This window comes from Agrobacterium tumefaciens, from assembly GCF_005221385.1.
GTDB lineage: Bacteria > Pseudomonadota > Alphaproteobacteria > Rhizobiales > Rhizobiaceae > Agrobacterium > Agrobacterium tomkonis.
In genome coordinates this window covers 219,606-233,780 of sequence record NZ_CP039904.1, presented here as the reverse complement: position 1 = coordinate 233,780, position 14,175 = coordinate 219,606, and the positions used below count along the sequence as shown (strand labels likewise).

At 59.7% G+C, this 14,175-nt stretch carries 14 protein-coding genes; 6 read left to right on the top strand and 8 right to left on the bottom strand.

All coding sequences use genetic code 11. From position 1 onward, the window contains the following. Positions 1-39 precede the first annotated feature (39 nt). The 3 genes from xylA to CFBP6623_RS16275 all read left to right on the top strand — a co-directional run bounded on the left by xylA (position 40) and on the right by CFBP6623_RS16275 (position 3,075). Positions 40-1,350: a xylose isomerase gene (gene xylA, locus CFBP6623_RS16285; RefSeq protein ID WP_046800826.1), complete on the top strand. Its 1,311-nt coding sequence runs from the start codon at positions 40-42 to the stop codon at positions 1,348-1,350. Between the two features lie 373 nt (positions 1,351-1,723). After that, entirely contained in the window at positions 1,724-2,422 is a 699-nt protein-coding gene (locus CFBP6623_RS16280) for an OmpW/AlkL family protein (protein WP_046800828.1), read from the top strand. Positions 2,423-2,631: 209 nt separating this feature from the next. Further along, positions 2,632-3,075, top strand: coding sequence for a glyoxalase superfamily protein (locus CFBP6623_RS16275; protein WP_046800829.1), 444 nt, complete (start codon positions 2,632-2,634; stop codon positions 3,073-3,075). A gap of 71 nt (positions 3,076-3,146) precedes the next feature. On the opposite strand, the gene CFBP6623_RS16270 is transcribed toward CFBP6623_RS16275, so the two are convergent. From CFBP6623_RS16270 to ugpB, 4 genes are all read right to left on the bottom strand, one after another. Further along, on the bottom strand, positions 3,147-4,208 hold the full coding sequence (locus CFBP6623_RS16270; RefSeq protein WP_046800830.1) for a sn-glycerol-3-phosphate import ATP-binding protein UgpC: 1,062 nt from the start codon (positions 4,206-4,208) through the stop codon (positions 3,147-3,149). Then, the gene (gene ugpE, locus CFBP6623_RS16265) at positions 4,208-5,056 is read right to left on the bottom strand and encodes a sn-glycerol-3-phosphate ABC transporter permease UgpE (RefSeq protein ID WP_080842779.1); all 849 of its coding nucleotides are present in this window, start codon (positions 5,054-5,056) and stop codon (positions 4,208-4,210) included. Before ugpE ends, CFBP6623_RS16270 begins: the two co-directional genes overlap by 1 nt. A gap of 10 nt (positions 5,057-5,066) precedes the next feature. Continuing rightward, positions 5,067-5,948, bottom strand: coding sequence for a sn-glycerol-3-phosphate ABC transporter permease UgpA (ugpA, locus tag CFBP6623_RS16260; protein ID WP_046800832.1), 882 nt, complete (start codon positions 5,946-5,948; stop codon positions 5,067-5,069). 68 nt (positions 5,949-6,016) lie between these two features. Further along, the gene (ugpB, locus tag CFBP6623_RS16255) at positions 6,017-7,327 is read right to left on the bottom strand and encodes a sn-glycerol-3-phosphate ABC transporter substrate-binding protein UgpB (RefSeq protein ID WP_170979857.1); all 1,311 of its coding nucleotides are present in this window, start codon (positions 7,325-7,327) and stop codon (positions 6,017-6,019) included. A 360-nt stretch (positions 7,328-7,687) separates the two neighbouring features. Here ugpB and CFBP6623_RS16250 point away from each other — a divergent pair, with 360 nt between their 5' ends. The 3 genes from CFBP6623_RS16250 (at position 7,688) to CFBP6623_RS16240 (ending at position 9,595) form a co-directional block, all read left to right on the top strand. Next, entirely contained in the window at positions 7,688-8,794 is a 1,107-nt protein-coding gene (locus tag CFBP6623_RS16250) for a CobW family GTP-binding protein (protein WP_052820801.1), read from the top strand. Next, positions 8,791-9,060: a hypothetical protein gene (locus CFBP6623_RS16245; RefSeq protein ID WP_046800835.1), complete on the top strand. Its 270-nt coding sequence runs from the start codon at positions 8,791-8,793 to the stop codon at positions 9,058-9,060. Before CFBP6623_RS16250 ends, CFBP6623_RS16245 begins: the two co-directional genes overlap by 4 nt. Before the next feature lie 97 nt (positions 9,061-9,157). Further along, a complete protein-coding gene (locus CFBP6623_RS16240; RefSeq protein WP_046800836.1) occupies positions 9,158-9,595 on the top strand; it encodes a YqaA family protein in 438 nt (145 codons plus the stop codon). Between the two features lie 60 nt (positions 9,596-9,655). On the opposite strand, the gene CFBP6623_RS16235 is transcribed toward CFBP6623_RS16240, so the two are convergent. The 4 genes from CFBP6623_RS16235 to CFBP6623_RS16220 are packed head-to-tail and all read right to left on the bottom strand — an operon-like array spanning position 9,656 to position 13,952. Further along, the gene (locus tag CFBP6623_RS16235; RefSeq protein ID WP_046800837.1) at positions 9,656-10,390 is read right to left on the bottom strand and encodes a FadR/GntR family transcriptional regulator; all 735 of its coding nucleotides are present in this window, start codon (positions 10,388-10,390) and stop codon (positions 9,656-9,658) included. A gap of 18 nt (positions 10,391-10,408) precedes the next feature. Next, complete coding sequence (gene yjfF, locus CFBP6623_RS16230; protein ID WP_080842777.1) at positions 10,409-11,389, bottom strand: galactofuranose ABC transporter, permease protein YjfF; 981 nt, start codon at positions 11,387-11,389, stop codon at positions 10,409-10,411. After that, the gene (locus CFBP6623_RS16225; RefSeq protein WP_162249041.1) at positions 11,386-12,429 is read right to left on the bottom strand and encodes an ABC transporter permease; all 1,044 of its coding nucleotides are present in this window, start codon (positions 12,427-12,429) and stop codon (positions 11,386-11,388) included. Before CFBP6623_RS16225 ends, yjfF begins: the two co-directional genes overlap by 4 nt. Further along, a complete protein-coding gene (locus CFBP6623_RS16220) occupies positions 12,429-13,952 on the bottom strand; it encodes a sugar ABC transporter ATP-binding protein (RefSeq protein ID WP_046800839.1) in 1,524 nt (507 codons plus the stop codon). Before CFBP6623_RS16220 ends, CFBP6623_RS16225 begins: the two co-directional genes overlap by 1 nt. Positions 13,953-14,175 lie beyond the last annotated feature (223 nt).

The window sequence follows — 14,175 nt, the reverse complement described above, 5'->3', positions numbered from 1 at the left end:
ACCGAACACCACCTAACCCACCCCAAGAGGAGGATCACCATGAGCACAGGTTTTTTCGGCGATATCGCCAAGATCAAATATGAAGGCCCCGACAGCACCAATCCGCTGGCCTTCCGCCACTATAACCCCGATGAAGTCGTTGCCGGCAAGCGCATGGAAGATCACCTGCGTTTCGCGGTGGCCTACTGGCATACCTTCACCTGGCCGGGTGGAGACCCCTTCGGCGGCCAGACCTTCCAGCGCCCGTGGTTCGAAGACAGCATGCAGGCTGCGAAGCTGAAGGCAGATGTGGCCTTCGAATTCTTCTCGCTGCTCGGTTCGCCATTTTATTGCTTCCATGACGCCGATGTGCGCCCGGAAGGCAAAAACTTTGCTGAAAACACGAAGAACCTCAACGAAATCGTTGATTATTTTGCTGAAAAGCAGGCTCAGACCGGCGTAAAATTGCTGTGGGGCACCGCGAACCTTTTCTCCAACCGGCGTTTCATGTCCGGTGCGGCAACCAATCCGGACCCTGATGTCTTTGCATTCTCCGCCGCCACGGTGAAGACCTGCATGGACGCCACCAAGAAGCTCGGCGGCGCGAACTACGTTCTGTGGGGCGGCCGCGAAGGTTACGAAACCCTGCTCAACACCGATCTGTCGCGTGAGCTTGACCAGCTGGGCCGCTTCCTCAACCTGGTGGTGGAATATAAATACAAGATCGGCTTTGAAGGCACGATCCTGATCGAGCCGAAACCGCAGGAGCCGACCAAGCACCAGTACGACTACGACGTCGCCACCGTTTATGCCTTCCTGCAGAAGAACGGTCTGGAAAAGGAAGTGAAGGTCAATATCGAGCAGGGCCATGCCATTCTCGCCGGCCATTCCTTCGAACATGAGCTGGCCATGGCCAATGCCTTCGGCATTTTCGGCTCCATCGACATGAACCGCAACGATTACCAGTCCGGTTGGGATACCGACCAGTTCCCCAACAACGTGCCGGAAATGGCGCTCGCCTACTACCACGTGCTTGCTGGTGGCGGCTTCAAGAATGGCGGCACCAATTTCGATTCCAAGCTGCGTCGCCAGTCGCTCGATCCGCAGGATCTGCTGATCGGTCATATCGGCGGCATGGATTGCTGCGCCCGCGGCCTGAAGGCGGCGGCGAAGATGGTCGAGGACGGCGCGCTGTCGAAGCCGCTTGCGGAGCGTTACGCCAAGTGGGATTCGCCGGAGGCCCAGAAGATGCTGCGCGGCGAACTGAAGCTTGACGAGATTACCGCGCTGGTGGAGCGGGAGGATATCAATCCCGAGCCGAAATCCGGTCGTCAGGAATATCTGGAAAACGTCGTCAATCGTTACGTCTGACACGGAAGTCCATTGTTGAAAAAGCGCGGCGGGGGATCATCTCCCGCCTTTTTTGTGCGCTGTTCCAGGGCAATTTCGCGCCTGTCTCTCGCCTTCTTTTGTTGCGCAATTGTCACAATCTTCGCTCGTACGTCGTCTGCAGGGGGCAATGCCGTGACGGTTTGATCCATCTCAATTGGTGTGTCCCGCCCTTCGCCATAGTGGCCGTGACGGTCTTGGCACCGAGGATTCGCAGCCGGCCGTCATCAGCCGGTTTCTGGGTTGCCCGGTGACGGCTGTGGCATCGGCAAGTTCCGATGCGCCGGTTCGAGAAGGTGAGATGCGCCCTGGGGAATGTCCGAACGGATGCAGGCTGCGCTAAAGGAGAGATGGAATGACGAACAGGAACAAAAGAACCGCCTTGCTTGCCAGCGTTGCGGTTAGTGTTGCGGCGATGCTGGTATCGGCCAATGCCATGGCCGCCGATCTGGCCCCGCCAGCACCGGCGCCCACCGCCGAAGAGGCAATTGCGGCGGCAAGCCCGTGGATGCTGCGCGTGCGCGGTCTCGGCGTCATCACCAATGACAGCGGCAGCGTTGACGGTGTGCCGGGTGCCGGCCTTTCCTATTCGGATACAGTGATCCCGGAACTGGACATCACCTATTTCTTCACTCCGAATTTTGCCGCTGAACTCATTCTCGGCACCACCTATGCCAAGATCAATGGCGAGGGTGTGCTGGCCGGCACGCCGGTCGGCAAGACATGGCTGCTGCCGCCGACACTGACGCTGCAATATCACTTCACCGATTTCGGCGCCTTCAAGCCCTATATCGGTGCAGGCGTGAACTATTCGCTGTTCTACAACCAGTCCGAAGAGCCCGGCTTCAGCAATCTCGACGTCAAGAACAAGCTAGGTGCTGCCGTGCAGGTCGGTTTCGACTATATGCTCGACGAGCATTGGGGCGTGAACTTCGACGTGAAAAAAATCTTCCTGAAGACCGACTGGACCGCCGAACTGGGTGGTACACCGATCAGCGGCAAGGCGAAGCTCGATCCCTGGCTGATCGGCGCTGGCATCACCTATCGCTTCTGATCCCGGAACGGCTTCAGCGCCGCCTTTGACGGGCGGCGCGTTCTGAGTTATACGGACGGCCACGGGCAGAGAGCCCCGGCCGTCCGCAGGCATTTTTGCCCCTGGTGAAGCTCTTATCCCTGATAACGGTCATCCCATGTTTTGCATGTCGTCGATGGCAACGCGGACCCCCTTCGGAAAATTCGGCATGTCAATGTTGGAGAACCGTTATGCACGTGTCCAAACCGCTTCCCGCCCTTGAGGGGCTGAAAGAACAGGCAAAACGCCTGCGCTCAGCGCTTGAGGAACAGGGACAGACAATCACCCACTCAAAGGCGCTGGAACTCATCGCCGCGCAATATGGCTTCCGTGACTGGAATACCCTGCATGCGGCAGCCGGAAACCGCCCCGCCTTCAATCCCTATCTTCTGGGTTCGAGAGTGGAAGGCCTTTATCTCGGCCAGCCTTTCGTCGCCTCCGTGCTCGGCGTCCAGACGCTCGGCGGTGACCCGGAACGCTATCGCCTCACCCTCCATCTCGATAATCCCGTCGACGTCGTGACCTTCGAAAGCTTCTCCGCCTTCCGGCAGCGCGTCCACTGCAATATCGACGCATCCGGCCGCACGGTGGAAAAAACCTCCAACGGCCGGCCGCAGGTGGAGTTGGCGTGGTAGGGGACTGCCCGAGGTTTTGGCGATGCTCGAACACCCGCCGAATGGCGGGTGTTCGATTTTCGTCGATAAGTTTAAATCCGCTTGCCCGTCGTATCGAACAGATGGAAATCCTTCGCCTGGGCGGCAATCTTCAGTGTCTCGCCGATGCGCAGTTGCGAGCGGCCGTGGACGCGGAAGACGATGGTGGTGCCATCGGCGAAAGAGCCGTGTACATAGCTTTCGGCGCCGACCAGTTCCACGGCGTCCACCTGCACGGTGCCGGCGAAGGCGGCGTCGGCAGGGGCTTCCGTCGCAAGGGTGATATCTTCAGGGCGAATGCCGAGCGTTGCGACAGTTTGCGGTAGCACTGTCGCGCCGTTCACCGACCAGCCGGTCGAGCCAGTGGATGAGGCTGCGCCATGGGCGAGAAGGTTCATGGAAGGCGAGCCGATGAAGGTGGCGACGAAAGTGGTCGCCGGTTTTTCGTAAAGCTCGATCGGCGTGCCCATCTGCTCGATGCGGCCGGCATTCAGCACCACCAGCCTGTCAGCCAGCGTCATGGCCTCCATCTGGTCATGGGTGACATAAACGCTGGTCGTGGCGAGCGAACGCTGCAGGCGGCGGATTTCCACACGCATCTGCACGCGCAGCTTGGCATCGAGGTTGGAGAGCGGCTCGTCGAACAGGAAGGCGGCCGGCTTGCGCACGATGGCGCGGCCCATGGCCACGCGCTGGCGCTGGCCACCGGAAAGCTGGCGCGGCTTGCGCTCCAGGAACTGCTCGATCTCCAGCGCCTTGGCCGCCTCGGTGATGCGCCGCTCGATCTCCTCCTTCGGCGTGTTGCGGTTCTTCAGGCCATAGGCAAGGTTCTGCCGCACCGTCATATGCGGATAAAGTGCATAATTCTGGAACACCATGGCGATGTCGCGGTCGGAGGGTTCAAGATCGTTGACGACGCGGTCGCCGATGACGATCTCGCCGCCCGATATGCTTTCCAGCCCGGCGATCATGCGCAGCAGCGTGGATTTGCCGCAGCCGGAGGGGCCGACCAGCACGATCATTTCGCCATCGGCGATGTCCATCGATACGCCCTTGATCGCATCGACATTGCCGCCATAAACCTTGCGGACGTCTTTCAGCGCAATTTTTGCCATTATTTTTCGGTCTCCACCAAACCTTTGACGAACCAGCGCTGCATCAGCACCACAACCATAATCGGGGGGATGATGGCGAGGATCGCCGTCACCATCACATAATTCCAGGGCGTCGAAGCGTCGGTGAAATCCACCATGCGCTTGAGGCCGATGATGATCGTGTTCATCTTTGCGTCGTTGGTCACGAGCAGCGGCCAGAGATACTGGGTCCAGCCATAGATGAACAGGATCACGAAAAGTGCTGCGATATTGGTTCTCGACAGCGGCAGCAGAATATCGCGCATGAAGCGGAACGGACCGGCATTGTCGATACGCGCCGCCTCGACCAGCTCACCGGGAATGGTCAGGAAGAACTGCCGGAACAGGAAGGTTGCCGTGGCAGATGCCATCAGCGGCAGCGTCAGTCCCGCATAGGTATCGATCAGCCCAAGATCGACGATGACCTTGTAGGTGGGCAGGATACGCACTTCCACCGGCAACATGAGCGTGATGAAGATCATCCAGAAAAAGCCCATGCGGAAGGGAAAGCGGAAAAACACGATGGCGAAGGCCGACAGGAACGAAATGACGATCTTGCCGATGGCGATGGCGAGCGCCACGACGAAGCTGTTGAACAGCAGCCGCTCGAGGCTGACGCCGACCACTCTTTCAACGCCGCCGGCCATGGCGTCGGTGTAATTGGTGCTCAGATGGTCGCCAGGCAAAAGCGACATGGGCGGGCGGATGATATCCGTCGACGTCATGGAAGAAGCGACGAAGGTGTAATAGATCGGGAAGGCCACAACGATGATGCCGAGAATGAGCATCAGATGGGCGACCATGCGGGCGACCGGGCGATTTTCAATCATTGTGAAATCCTCAGCCGTAATGCACGCGCTTCTCGACGAAGCGGAACTGGAAGGCGGTGAGCGCAATGACGATCACCATCAGGATGACCGATTGCGCGGCGGAAGAGCCGAGGTTCAGGTTCACGAAGCCATCATTATAGACTTTGTAAACCAGCGTTTCCGTCGCCTTGGCGGGGCCGCCGCCGGTGACGGCATGGATGATGCCGAAGGTATCGAAGAAGGCGTAAACCGTGTTGACGACCAGAAGGAAGAAGGTTGTCGGCGCCAGCAGCGGGAAAACGATGGTCCAGAAGCGCCGCGAACCGCGCGCGCCGTCAATGGAGGCGGCTTCCAGCAATGATTTCGGAATTGCCTGCAAGCCTGCGACAAAGAACAGGAAATTATAGCTGATCTGCTTCCACGCAGCGGCGGCGACCACCAGCAGCATGGCTTGATTGCCGTCGAGCAGCGGATCCCACATGATGCCGTTGCGGCGCAGGATATAAGAGAAGGTTCCCATGGCCGGGTTGAACATGAACAGCCACAACATGCCGGCGACAGCAGGCGCCACGGCATAGGGCATGATCATCATGGTGCGGTAAAAGCCCTTGCCGCGCACCACGCGGTCAGCCGCCGTCGCCAGCAGCAACGCAAGTCCCATGGAGACGAGTGCGGTCAGCACACTGAAGATGACGGTGACGTGCAGGGAGTTGAGATAGCTCTCATCTGACAGCACCGCGGAAAAATTGGCCAGACCGACGAAATTGCTGTTCAGCCCGAAGGCGTCCTCGCGCATGGTCGACTGGTAGAGCGCCTGGCTTGCGGGCCAGAAAAAGAAGATCACCGTCAGGATGATCTGCGGTGCGACCAGCAGATAAGGCAGGATCTTGTTGGGGAATACGACGCTTTGCACGGCGATCTCCTGATGAGATGGAAACGCCGCCCGCACCCTGTGAGAGCGCGGGCGGTGGCAGGGATCGTTTAGTTGCCGGCGGCCTGCTTGATGGCTGCGTCACCGCGCTCCACGATCTTGTCGAGGGCGGCTTTCGCATCCTGCTTGCCGGCCAGCATCGCCTCGAACTCTTCGTTCATGATGTCGCGCACCTGCGGCAGGTTCACGAGGCGCACGCCCTTGGAGTTTTCTGTCGGCGGCTTGCCCATCATCTGCAGCAGCGGCGTTTCGCGGGCAGGGTTCTTGTCGTAGAAGCCGGATTTCTTGGTTTCCTCATAGGCCGCGATCGTTACCGGCATGTAGCCGGAGACCTGATGCAGGCGAGACTGGATCTTGGTCTGCGAGAGGAAATGGAAGAATTCGGCAACACCCTTATATTCGGCGTCGCTCTTGCCGCCGAAGACCCAGAGGCTGGCGCCGCCGGGAATGGTGTTCTGCGGACCATGGCCCTCGTAATAGGGCAGCTGACCGATGCCGTAATTCATGCCGGTCTTGACGATATCGCCGAGACCGCCGGAGGATTCGGTCAGGATGCCGCATTCACCGGACATGAACAGCTGCTTGGCCTCCGAGGTGCGTCCGCCATAACGGAAGGTGCCGTCCTTGGCGAGATCGGCGATGGCCTGGAAATGCTCGACAAAGAGCGGCGCATTGACCGCAAGCTTCACATCCGTACCACCAAGCCCGTTTTCATTGCTGCCATAGGAGACATTGTTCCAGGCGGCGAAGTTTTCGGTCTGGATCCAGGTAAGCCAGGTGGAGGTGAAACCGCACTGCGCTGCACCGCTGGTCTTGATCTTCTTGGCGGCTTCGAAAACTTCCGGCCAGGTCTTCGGCGGATTGGCGGCATCGAGGCCAGCCTTCTGGAAGACATCCTTGTTGTAATAGAGGATCGGCGAGGACGAATTGTAAGGGAAGGACAGCATGGTGCCGTCAGGCTTGGAATAATAGGCGACGATGCCGGCCAGATATTCATCCTTGTTGAAGGTGTAGCCACCTTCCTTCAGCACATCCGCCACCGGCTTGATGGCACCGGCGGCACCCATCATCACGCCGGAACCGGCATCGAAGACCTGAATGATGGCCGGCGGCTGCTTGGCGCGGAAGGCGGCAATGCCGGCATTCAGGGTTTCCGGATAGGTGCCCTTGAAGACGGGCGTGATCTTGTAGTCTTTCTGGCTGTCGTTGAACTCTTTCGCAAGCGCGTCCACGACTTCGTTATTGGCGCCGGTCATGGCGTGCCACCACTGGATCTCCGTCGCAGCGAAAGCATTCGATGTGACAAAAAACGAAAGCGCGGATGCCGCAGCAAGGCGGTAGCTGAGTTTTTTCAAGGCGATTCCTCCCATTGTGAAAACAGTAAAAGATACAGTCCCTTATTACAGCCTTCCTCCTCGATCCAGCTGTGGGCGATCTTTTCTGTATTAGCATTTGGAATTAAAAACGAACTTGAACGAAAATGCAATAGAGCGTGGAACGAATAAAACGAAAGTGAAAGAAACGATTTTATTATTCCATTTTTCCTGCTCATGGTTTTTTCATGCGTCTCTATGCCGACGCCTCGGGCCGCATGATTTTTCGCAGCCGGGTAACGATGATGGGGAGTGTCGGATGCTTTCAGAATAGTATTGATATGTTATTACATTACATATTAAGCTGCCGCGGATTTTATGCGGTTAAAAGGTGTGGATGTGTTCGGAATGAAGCGGAAGAAAACGGTTGCGCGAGGAGATGACACTGCTGTCTCCCCGCCCGTCAGGACGGTGCCGGTCACCCTGCTTACCGGCTTTCTGGGTGCGGGAAAGACTACCCTGCTGAACGAGCTTCTGAACGAACCGGCCATGCGTGACGCCGCCGTCATCGTCAATGAATTCGGATCCGTGCCCATCGATCACGGTCTGGTGCGCAGCGGTTCGGAACGGTATTTCAGAACCACGACGGGTTGCATCTGCTGCAACGCGACCAGCGATATCCGCACCTCGCTTTACGAATTGCATCAGGCCTTTCTGGAAGGGGTGATGCCGGAAATCTCGCGTGTCGTTATCGAAACGACGGGACTTGCCGATCCCGCGCCGATCATCAACAGCCTGATTGCCGGCGGCACACCGGCGCTTGGCCTGCGCGACCATATCGTCGCCCGGCACTTTCATCTTTCCGGCGTGGTCACTGTCTTCGATGTCACGTCCGGCCGGGCGATGCTCGACAGTTTCATTGAAGGCTGGAAACAGCTTGCCTTTGCCGACCACATTGTCCTGACGAAAACCGACCTTGCCGACGCGACCGCGATGGACCGTGAAGGCCTTGCAGACCTCAACCCCGCCGCCCTGTTGCATGACCGCAATGCGGCCGGCTTCGATCTCATGTCGCTTTTTGCAACGAAGAATTACTCGCTGCGCGGCAAGCCGGAGGATGTGCCGGGATGGCTGGCGGCCGACAGGCTGAGCCTGCATGCGGACCATGTCCATGATATCAACCGCCATGGTGTCGGCGTCGAGGCTTTTGATCTCACTTTCGACGGCGCTCTTGATCCGCAGATGATCGTTACCTTTCTCGAACTCGTCACCAGCAACGTGCATTCCGGCCTGCTGCGGCTGAAAGGTATTTTCCAGGCGACGGACGATCCGGATCGGCCGGTGGTTGCCCACGCCGTGCAGCACCGGCTTTATCCGCTGGCAAGGCTGGAAAGCTGGCCGGATGGCGACCGTGCCACGCGTCTCGTGCTGATCGGCATGGATATGCCGCAACAGCCGATCCGCGACCTTTTCGACACATTGGCCTCGCAGGCGAGGCGAAAGGGTGTTTCATGAACAACCCCCTTGCGCGCAGCGGCTCCGCGCTCGTCTCGCAGGCCCGGCTTCTGAAACAATGGGCGCGCGACCTGTTAAATCTGCATGCGGATGACATCGTCACCGTCAGCGAGCTGTCCTGCGCCCTGCCGGATTGCCCGCCACGCGAAACGGTGATCGTCATCCTGTCCGCATCCGGTGATATCAGGCAATTGTCCATTCACAAGGCGCTGCTGGAGGTGGATCATGACGATATTGTGCGTGTCATCGCGACGAATTCGGCCTGATATCCCCTCAGTGATGTCAGGGCGTGCTTGACGGTGCGTGCCATCATCCGGCACTTCAGGGGCAGCGGCGGAATTCGCTGATGATGAAGGGCGGACAATGGCCGATCTGGCGGTATATGCGGGTTTGTTTCTGACGGCGTTTGTGGCGGCGACCATTCTGCCCATGCAATCGGAGGCGGCGCTGGCCGGTCTCATCCTCCTGAAATCGCAGCCGGTCTGGCTGCTGGTGGCCGTCGCCAGTGCCGGCAATGTGGCCGGCTCCTTCGTCAACTGGCTGCTTGGCCGCGGTATCGAAGGTTTCAGGCACAGGCGCTGGTTTCCCGTCGGCGAGGCCGCGCTGCAACGCGCCCAGAACTGGTATCGGCGTTACGGCCGGTGGTCGCTGCTTTTAAGCTGGGCGCCATTGATCGGCGATCCGCTGACGGTTGCGGCCGGCATCATGAAAGAGCCGCTGCCGGTCTTTTTGCTGCTGGTCACCATCGCCAAGGTCGGGCGCTACCTTTTGCTGGCGCTGGTGACGCTGAATTTTCTCTGATTCTTTTCAGGGCGTTGCGACCCGTTTCTCGCTTCCGAAGACAGGGGAGCGGCAGTCTCTTCAGGGCGTCTTGATCGCCTTCTGGGTCCGGTCCTTGCCCACCTCGATCACGTGGCGCATGGCTTTTATGGCGGCATCGGCATCACGTGCGGCAATGGCATGCACGATGCGCAGATGGTTCGAGGCGATTTCGGCGATGGTGCCGGGTGAGGCGGCCGGCGACGAAAGCTGGAAGGAAATGGCGAGCGCGGCTTCAATCAGCCCGCTTGCCGAGCGCATGAAGGGGTTGCCGGACATATGCGCCACGGCAAGGTGGAATTCGAGATCGACCTTGGCGATGCTTTCCGGCGTATGCTGCGGATTATCGAATTTCGCGGCGATGACGTAAAGCGAAACGATATCATCATTGGAGGCCTGCAGGGCCGCTGCTGCTGCGGCTGCCGGCTCCAGCGCCAGACGGATTTCCGCCAGATGCGTGACGAACTCCTCGTCTATGCCGGCTTCGCAGCGCCAGCCGAGCACGTCAGGATCGAAGAAATTCCAGCTTGAGCGATCAAGAACGCGGGTGCCGACCTTTGCTTTCGGTTCCACCAGCCGCTTCGCCGCCAGCGTCTTCATGGTTTCGCGCAGCACGGTGCGCGAGACGCCGAAACGTAAGGACAGTTCGGCGTCGTTGGGCAGCAGGGAACCTTCCGCAATTCGGCCCGAGACGATGGCGCTGCCGAGTTCGGAGACCACATGGGCGTGGCTGTTCCGGCGTTTTCGTCCGCTTATCGTCGTTTCGAGCAGCCCCAAGCAAGCCTCCGTTTGCGGTTATGCCGGATGCGGTCCGGCCAGTCTCCTGTTTGAATACCAGATGATTGCGCGCTGCAACACGATGAAGACGAAAAGCAGCACGCCGATGACGATTTTCGTCCACCAGGAGGACAGTGTTCCGTCAAAAACGATATAGGTCTGGATCAGCCCCTGGATCAGCAGGCCGATGAAGGTTCCCGCCACCAGCCCGGTGCCGCCGGTGAGCAGCGTTCCGCCGATGACGACGGCGGCAATGGCGTCGAGTTCAACCCCAACCGTCGCCAGCGAATAACCCGACGAGGTGTAGAGCGTGTAGACGATGCCGGCGAGGCCGGAGAGGAAACCGGAAAGCGCATAGATGCCGATGGTCGTCGCGCCGATCGGCACGCCCATCAGCTCGGCCGATTGCGGGTTGCCGCCGAGCGCATAGATATTGGCGCCGAAGCGGGTGCGGCTCGCGATCAGCATGCCGGCGGCAAAGACGAGAAGCATCAGCATGGCGAGCGCCGTCAACCTGCCGCCGCCGGGGAAACGGTAATAAAACCCCTGTATCGCATCGATGAACGGATGCGAGATCGGAACAGACTGGGTGGAGATAAGGTAAGCCGCGCCGCGCGCCAGAAACATGCCGGCCAACGTCACCACGAAGGGCGGGATGGACAGGAAACGGATCATCGCCCCCATCAGGCAGCCGAACAGGGTGGAGACCACCAGCACGATGGCGAAGGCCAGCAGCGGATGGATATTATAGGTGCCGACCATGACGGCGACGAAGACGCTGGTGAAGGCGATGACCGAACCGATGGACAGATCGATGCCGCCCGACAGGATGACGAAGGTCATGCCCACGGCCGCGATGCCGAGGAAGGCATTGTCGGTCAAGAGATTGCCGATCACCCGTGTCGAGAAGATCGCCGGATATTGCAGCACGCAGAGAAGATAGGCGATCACGAAGATCGTCAGCGTGGTGAGGAAGGGCAGGTTGCGACTGTGGATCATCGCGCGGTTCCTTCCTTGGTCATGCCATTGGTGGCCGCCGGTTTGACGTGCGGCTTCGGCGCTTTCACGAAACCGAGGACGGCCATGATCGCCGGCGATTGCAGCGTCAGCACCACCATGATGATGCCCGCCTTGATGATGAGGTTGAATTCCGGCGGAAAGCCCGAGACGAGAATGCCGGTATTGATGGTCTGGATGATGAGCGCGCCGATCAGCGAGGCGGTGATGGAGAAGCGCCCGCCATTCAGCGATGTGCCGCCGATGACCACCGCAAGGATCGCGTCCAGCTCCAGCCACAGCCCGGCATTATTGGCATCCGCACCGCGAATATCGGCGGTGACGATCATGCCGGCGATGGCGGCGCAGAGACCGGAAACCGCATAGACGAAAAACAGGAGGAAGCGGGCCCGTACCCCGGCAAGCGCTGCCGCGCGACGATTGATGCCGGTCGCTTCGATGAGGAAGCCCAGCGCGCTCTTGCGCACCAGAAGGCCGATGACGAGCGCCGCCGCCACCCAGATGATGACGGGCAGCGGAATGCCTGCGAATGAGCCGGAGCCGATGGCGGAAAAACCGTCATTGTTGAAGGTGAGAATGACGCCTTCGGTGATGAGCTGGGCGATGCCGCGCCCCGCCACCATCAGGATCAGCGTGGCGATGATCGGCTGTATGTCGAGAAGGGCGACAAGCACGCCGTTCCACAACCCGCAGGCAATGCCGACCGCAAGCGAGATGACGATGACAGAAGGGATGGAATGGCCATTGCTGATGAGCGTGGCCGCGACCGCGCCGCAGATGGCGATGACAGCGCCGATGGACAGATCGATGCCCTTGGTGGCGATGACCAGCGTCATGCCAATGGTCAAAAGCGCAACCGGTGCGGCGCGCACCAGAATATCCACTAGACTGCCATAGAGCCTGCCGTTCTGGAACGAGACATGCAGGAAACCCGGCGAAAGGATTGTAATCGCTGCCAGAATGATGAAGAGCGCGGCAAGCTGCGGAGCAAGCCTTTTCAGGCGTCGTGTCACTGCTGCCATCATGCCGCCTCCGTTTTTGCCGCATCGGCAATCGCCCGCATGATGTTATCTGCGGTCACTTCGCCGCCCTTCAACTCGCTGACATGGCGGCGGTCGGACAGCACGACGACACGGTGCGCGACGGCGGTGAGTTCCTCCAGTTCGGAGGAGATGACGACCAGCGACATGCCTTCGCTGCAGAGTTTTTCGATCATTTTCAGAATTTCCGCATGCGCGCCGATATCGATGCCGCGTGTCGGCTCATCGAGGATCAGCAGCCGGGGATGGGTGGCGAGCCAGCGTGCCAGAATGGCCTTCTGCTGGTTGCCGCCGGACAGGAATTTGATCGGCCGGTCGGGATCGGCGGGGCGGATATCGAGCGACTTGATAAAGCTTTCGGCCAGTTCGGCTTTCTGCCGACGTGAGATCGGCCGCGCCCAGCCCTGACGGGCCTGAAGCGCCAGCGCGATATTGTCGGTGACGGAAAAGTCGCCGATGATGCCGTCAGTCTTGCGCTCTTCTGGACAGAAACCGAACCCGGCGGTGATGGCGGCCTCCGGCGAAGAAATCGCCACCGTCTGGCCGTCGATGACAGCCTTTCCGGTATCCGGCCGGTCGATGCCGAACAGCAGGAAGGCTGTTTCCGTTCGGCCCGAACCGAGCAACCCGGCAACACCGACGATTTCGCCGGGGCGGATGCCGAGATCGAAGGGGGCGATGCTGCCGCGTTTGCCGTAACCTTCGAAACGGATCGGCGGCTCGCCCTCGGCAACCGTATCTTCGGTCGCCTGATGTTCATGGGTGATGTGCTGAAGCTCGCGGCCGAGCATCATCGAGATCAGTTCGGATCTCGGCAGGCTGCCAATGTCGCGGGTGCCGACAAGGCGGCCGTTGCGCAGCACCGTCACCCGGTCGGCGATATCATAGACCTGATTGAGGAAGTGGGTGATGATGACGATGCCGATGCCGCGTGCGCGCAGGTTTCTCAAGACGCCGAACAGCATCTCGACTTCATGGGCATCAAGGCTGGCGGTGGGTTCGTCCAGCACCAGCACCTTGCCGGAAAGATCGACGGCGCGGGCAATGGCGATGATCTGGCGGATGGCGACGGAATAGCTGGAGAGAAGCGCGCTGACGTCAATCGAAAGCCCGTATTGGGCAAGCAGCGCCTGCGATTTTTTCTGCATCTCGCTGCGGTCGATCAGCCCGAAACGGCGCGGCTGGCGGCCGAGAAACAGGTTTTCGGCAACCGTCAGGTTTTCGAGAAGGTTCACTTCCTGATAGACCGTGCCGATCCCAAGCGCCTGCGCCTCGCCGACATTGGCGGGTGAAATCTCTGCGCCCTCCAGAAAGATCGAACCGCTGTCGCGGTGGTAAACCCCGGTCAGGATCTTGATCAGCGTCGATTTGCCCGCGCCGTTTTCGCCGAGCAGCGCGTGGATTTCACCGCGCCCGAGCGAAAAATCGACGCCATCAAGCGCCGTGATCCCGAGAAAGGATTTGCCGATGGCGCGTGCTTCCAGAAGAGAGGCGGTTTCGGGCATGAGTTAATTCCGTATGGATATGGGTCTGGCGCTTAAAAGCGCAGAGTGATCCCAGATGGAGTGAGCGGATGCCGCCTGTTTCTTCTCCCCGTCGGGGAGAAGGTGGCCCGAAGGGTCGGATGAGGGGGCAACGTTGCCGGATTTCGGAGAGCTTGCCCCCTCATCCCGCTGCCGCGGACTTCTCCCCGGCGGGGAGAAGAAGCAAGTCTCATCCGCTCGCTTC

Bases quoted from the DNA above. Each gene is read 5' to 3' on its own strand.
- xylA (WP_046800826.1), top strand. From the start codon at position 40: ATGAGCACAGGTTTTTTCGGCGATATCGCCAAGATCAAATATGAAGGC.
- CFBP6623_RS16280 (WP_046800828.1), top strand. From the start codon at position 1,724: ATGACGAACAGGAACAAAAGAACCGCCTTGCTTGCCAGCGTTGCGGTT.
- CFBP6623_RS16275 (WP_046800829.1), top strand. From the start codon at position 2,632: ATGCACGTGTCCAAACCGCTTCCCGCCCTTGAGGGGCTGAAAGAACAG.
- CFBP6623_RS16270 (WP_046800830.1), bottom strand. From the start codon at position 4,208: ATGGCAAAAATTGCGCTGAAAGACGTCCGCAAGGTTTATGGCGGCAAT.
- ugpE (WP_080842779.1), bottom strand. From the start codon at position 5,056: ATGATTGAAAATCGCCCGGTCGCCCGCATGGTCGCCCATCTGATGCTC.
- CFBP6623_RS16250 (WP_052820801.1), top strand. From the start codon at position 7,688: ATGAAGCGGAAGAAAACGGTTGCGCGAGGAGATGACACTGCTGTCTCC.
- CFBP6623_RS16245 (WP_046800835.1), top strand. From the start codon at position 8,791: ATGAACAACCCCCTTGCGCGCAGCGGCTCCGCGCTCGTCTCGCAGGCC.
- CFBP6623_RS16240 (WP_046800836.1), top strand. From the start codon at position 9,158: ATGGCCGATCTGGCGGTATATGCGGGTTTGTTTCTGACGGCGTTTGTG.
- yjfF (WP_080842777.1), bottom strand. From the start codon at position 11,389: ATGATCCACAGTCGCAACCTGCCCTTCCTCACCACGCTGACGATCTTC.
- CFBP6623_RS16225 (WP_162249041.1), bottom strand. From the start codon at position 12,429: ATGGCAGCAGTGACACGACGCCTGAAAAGGCTTGCTCCGCAGCTTGCC.
- CFBP6623_RS16220 (WP_046800839.1), bottom strand. From the start codon at position 13,952: ATGCCCGAAACCGCCTCTCTTCTGGAAGCACGCGCCATCGGCAAATCC.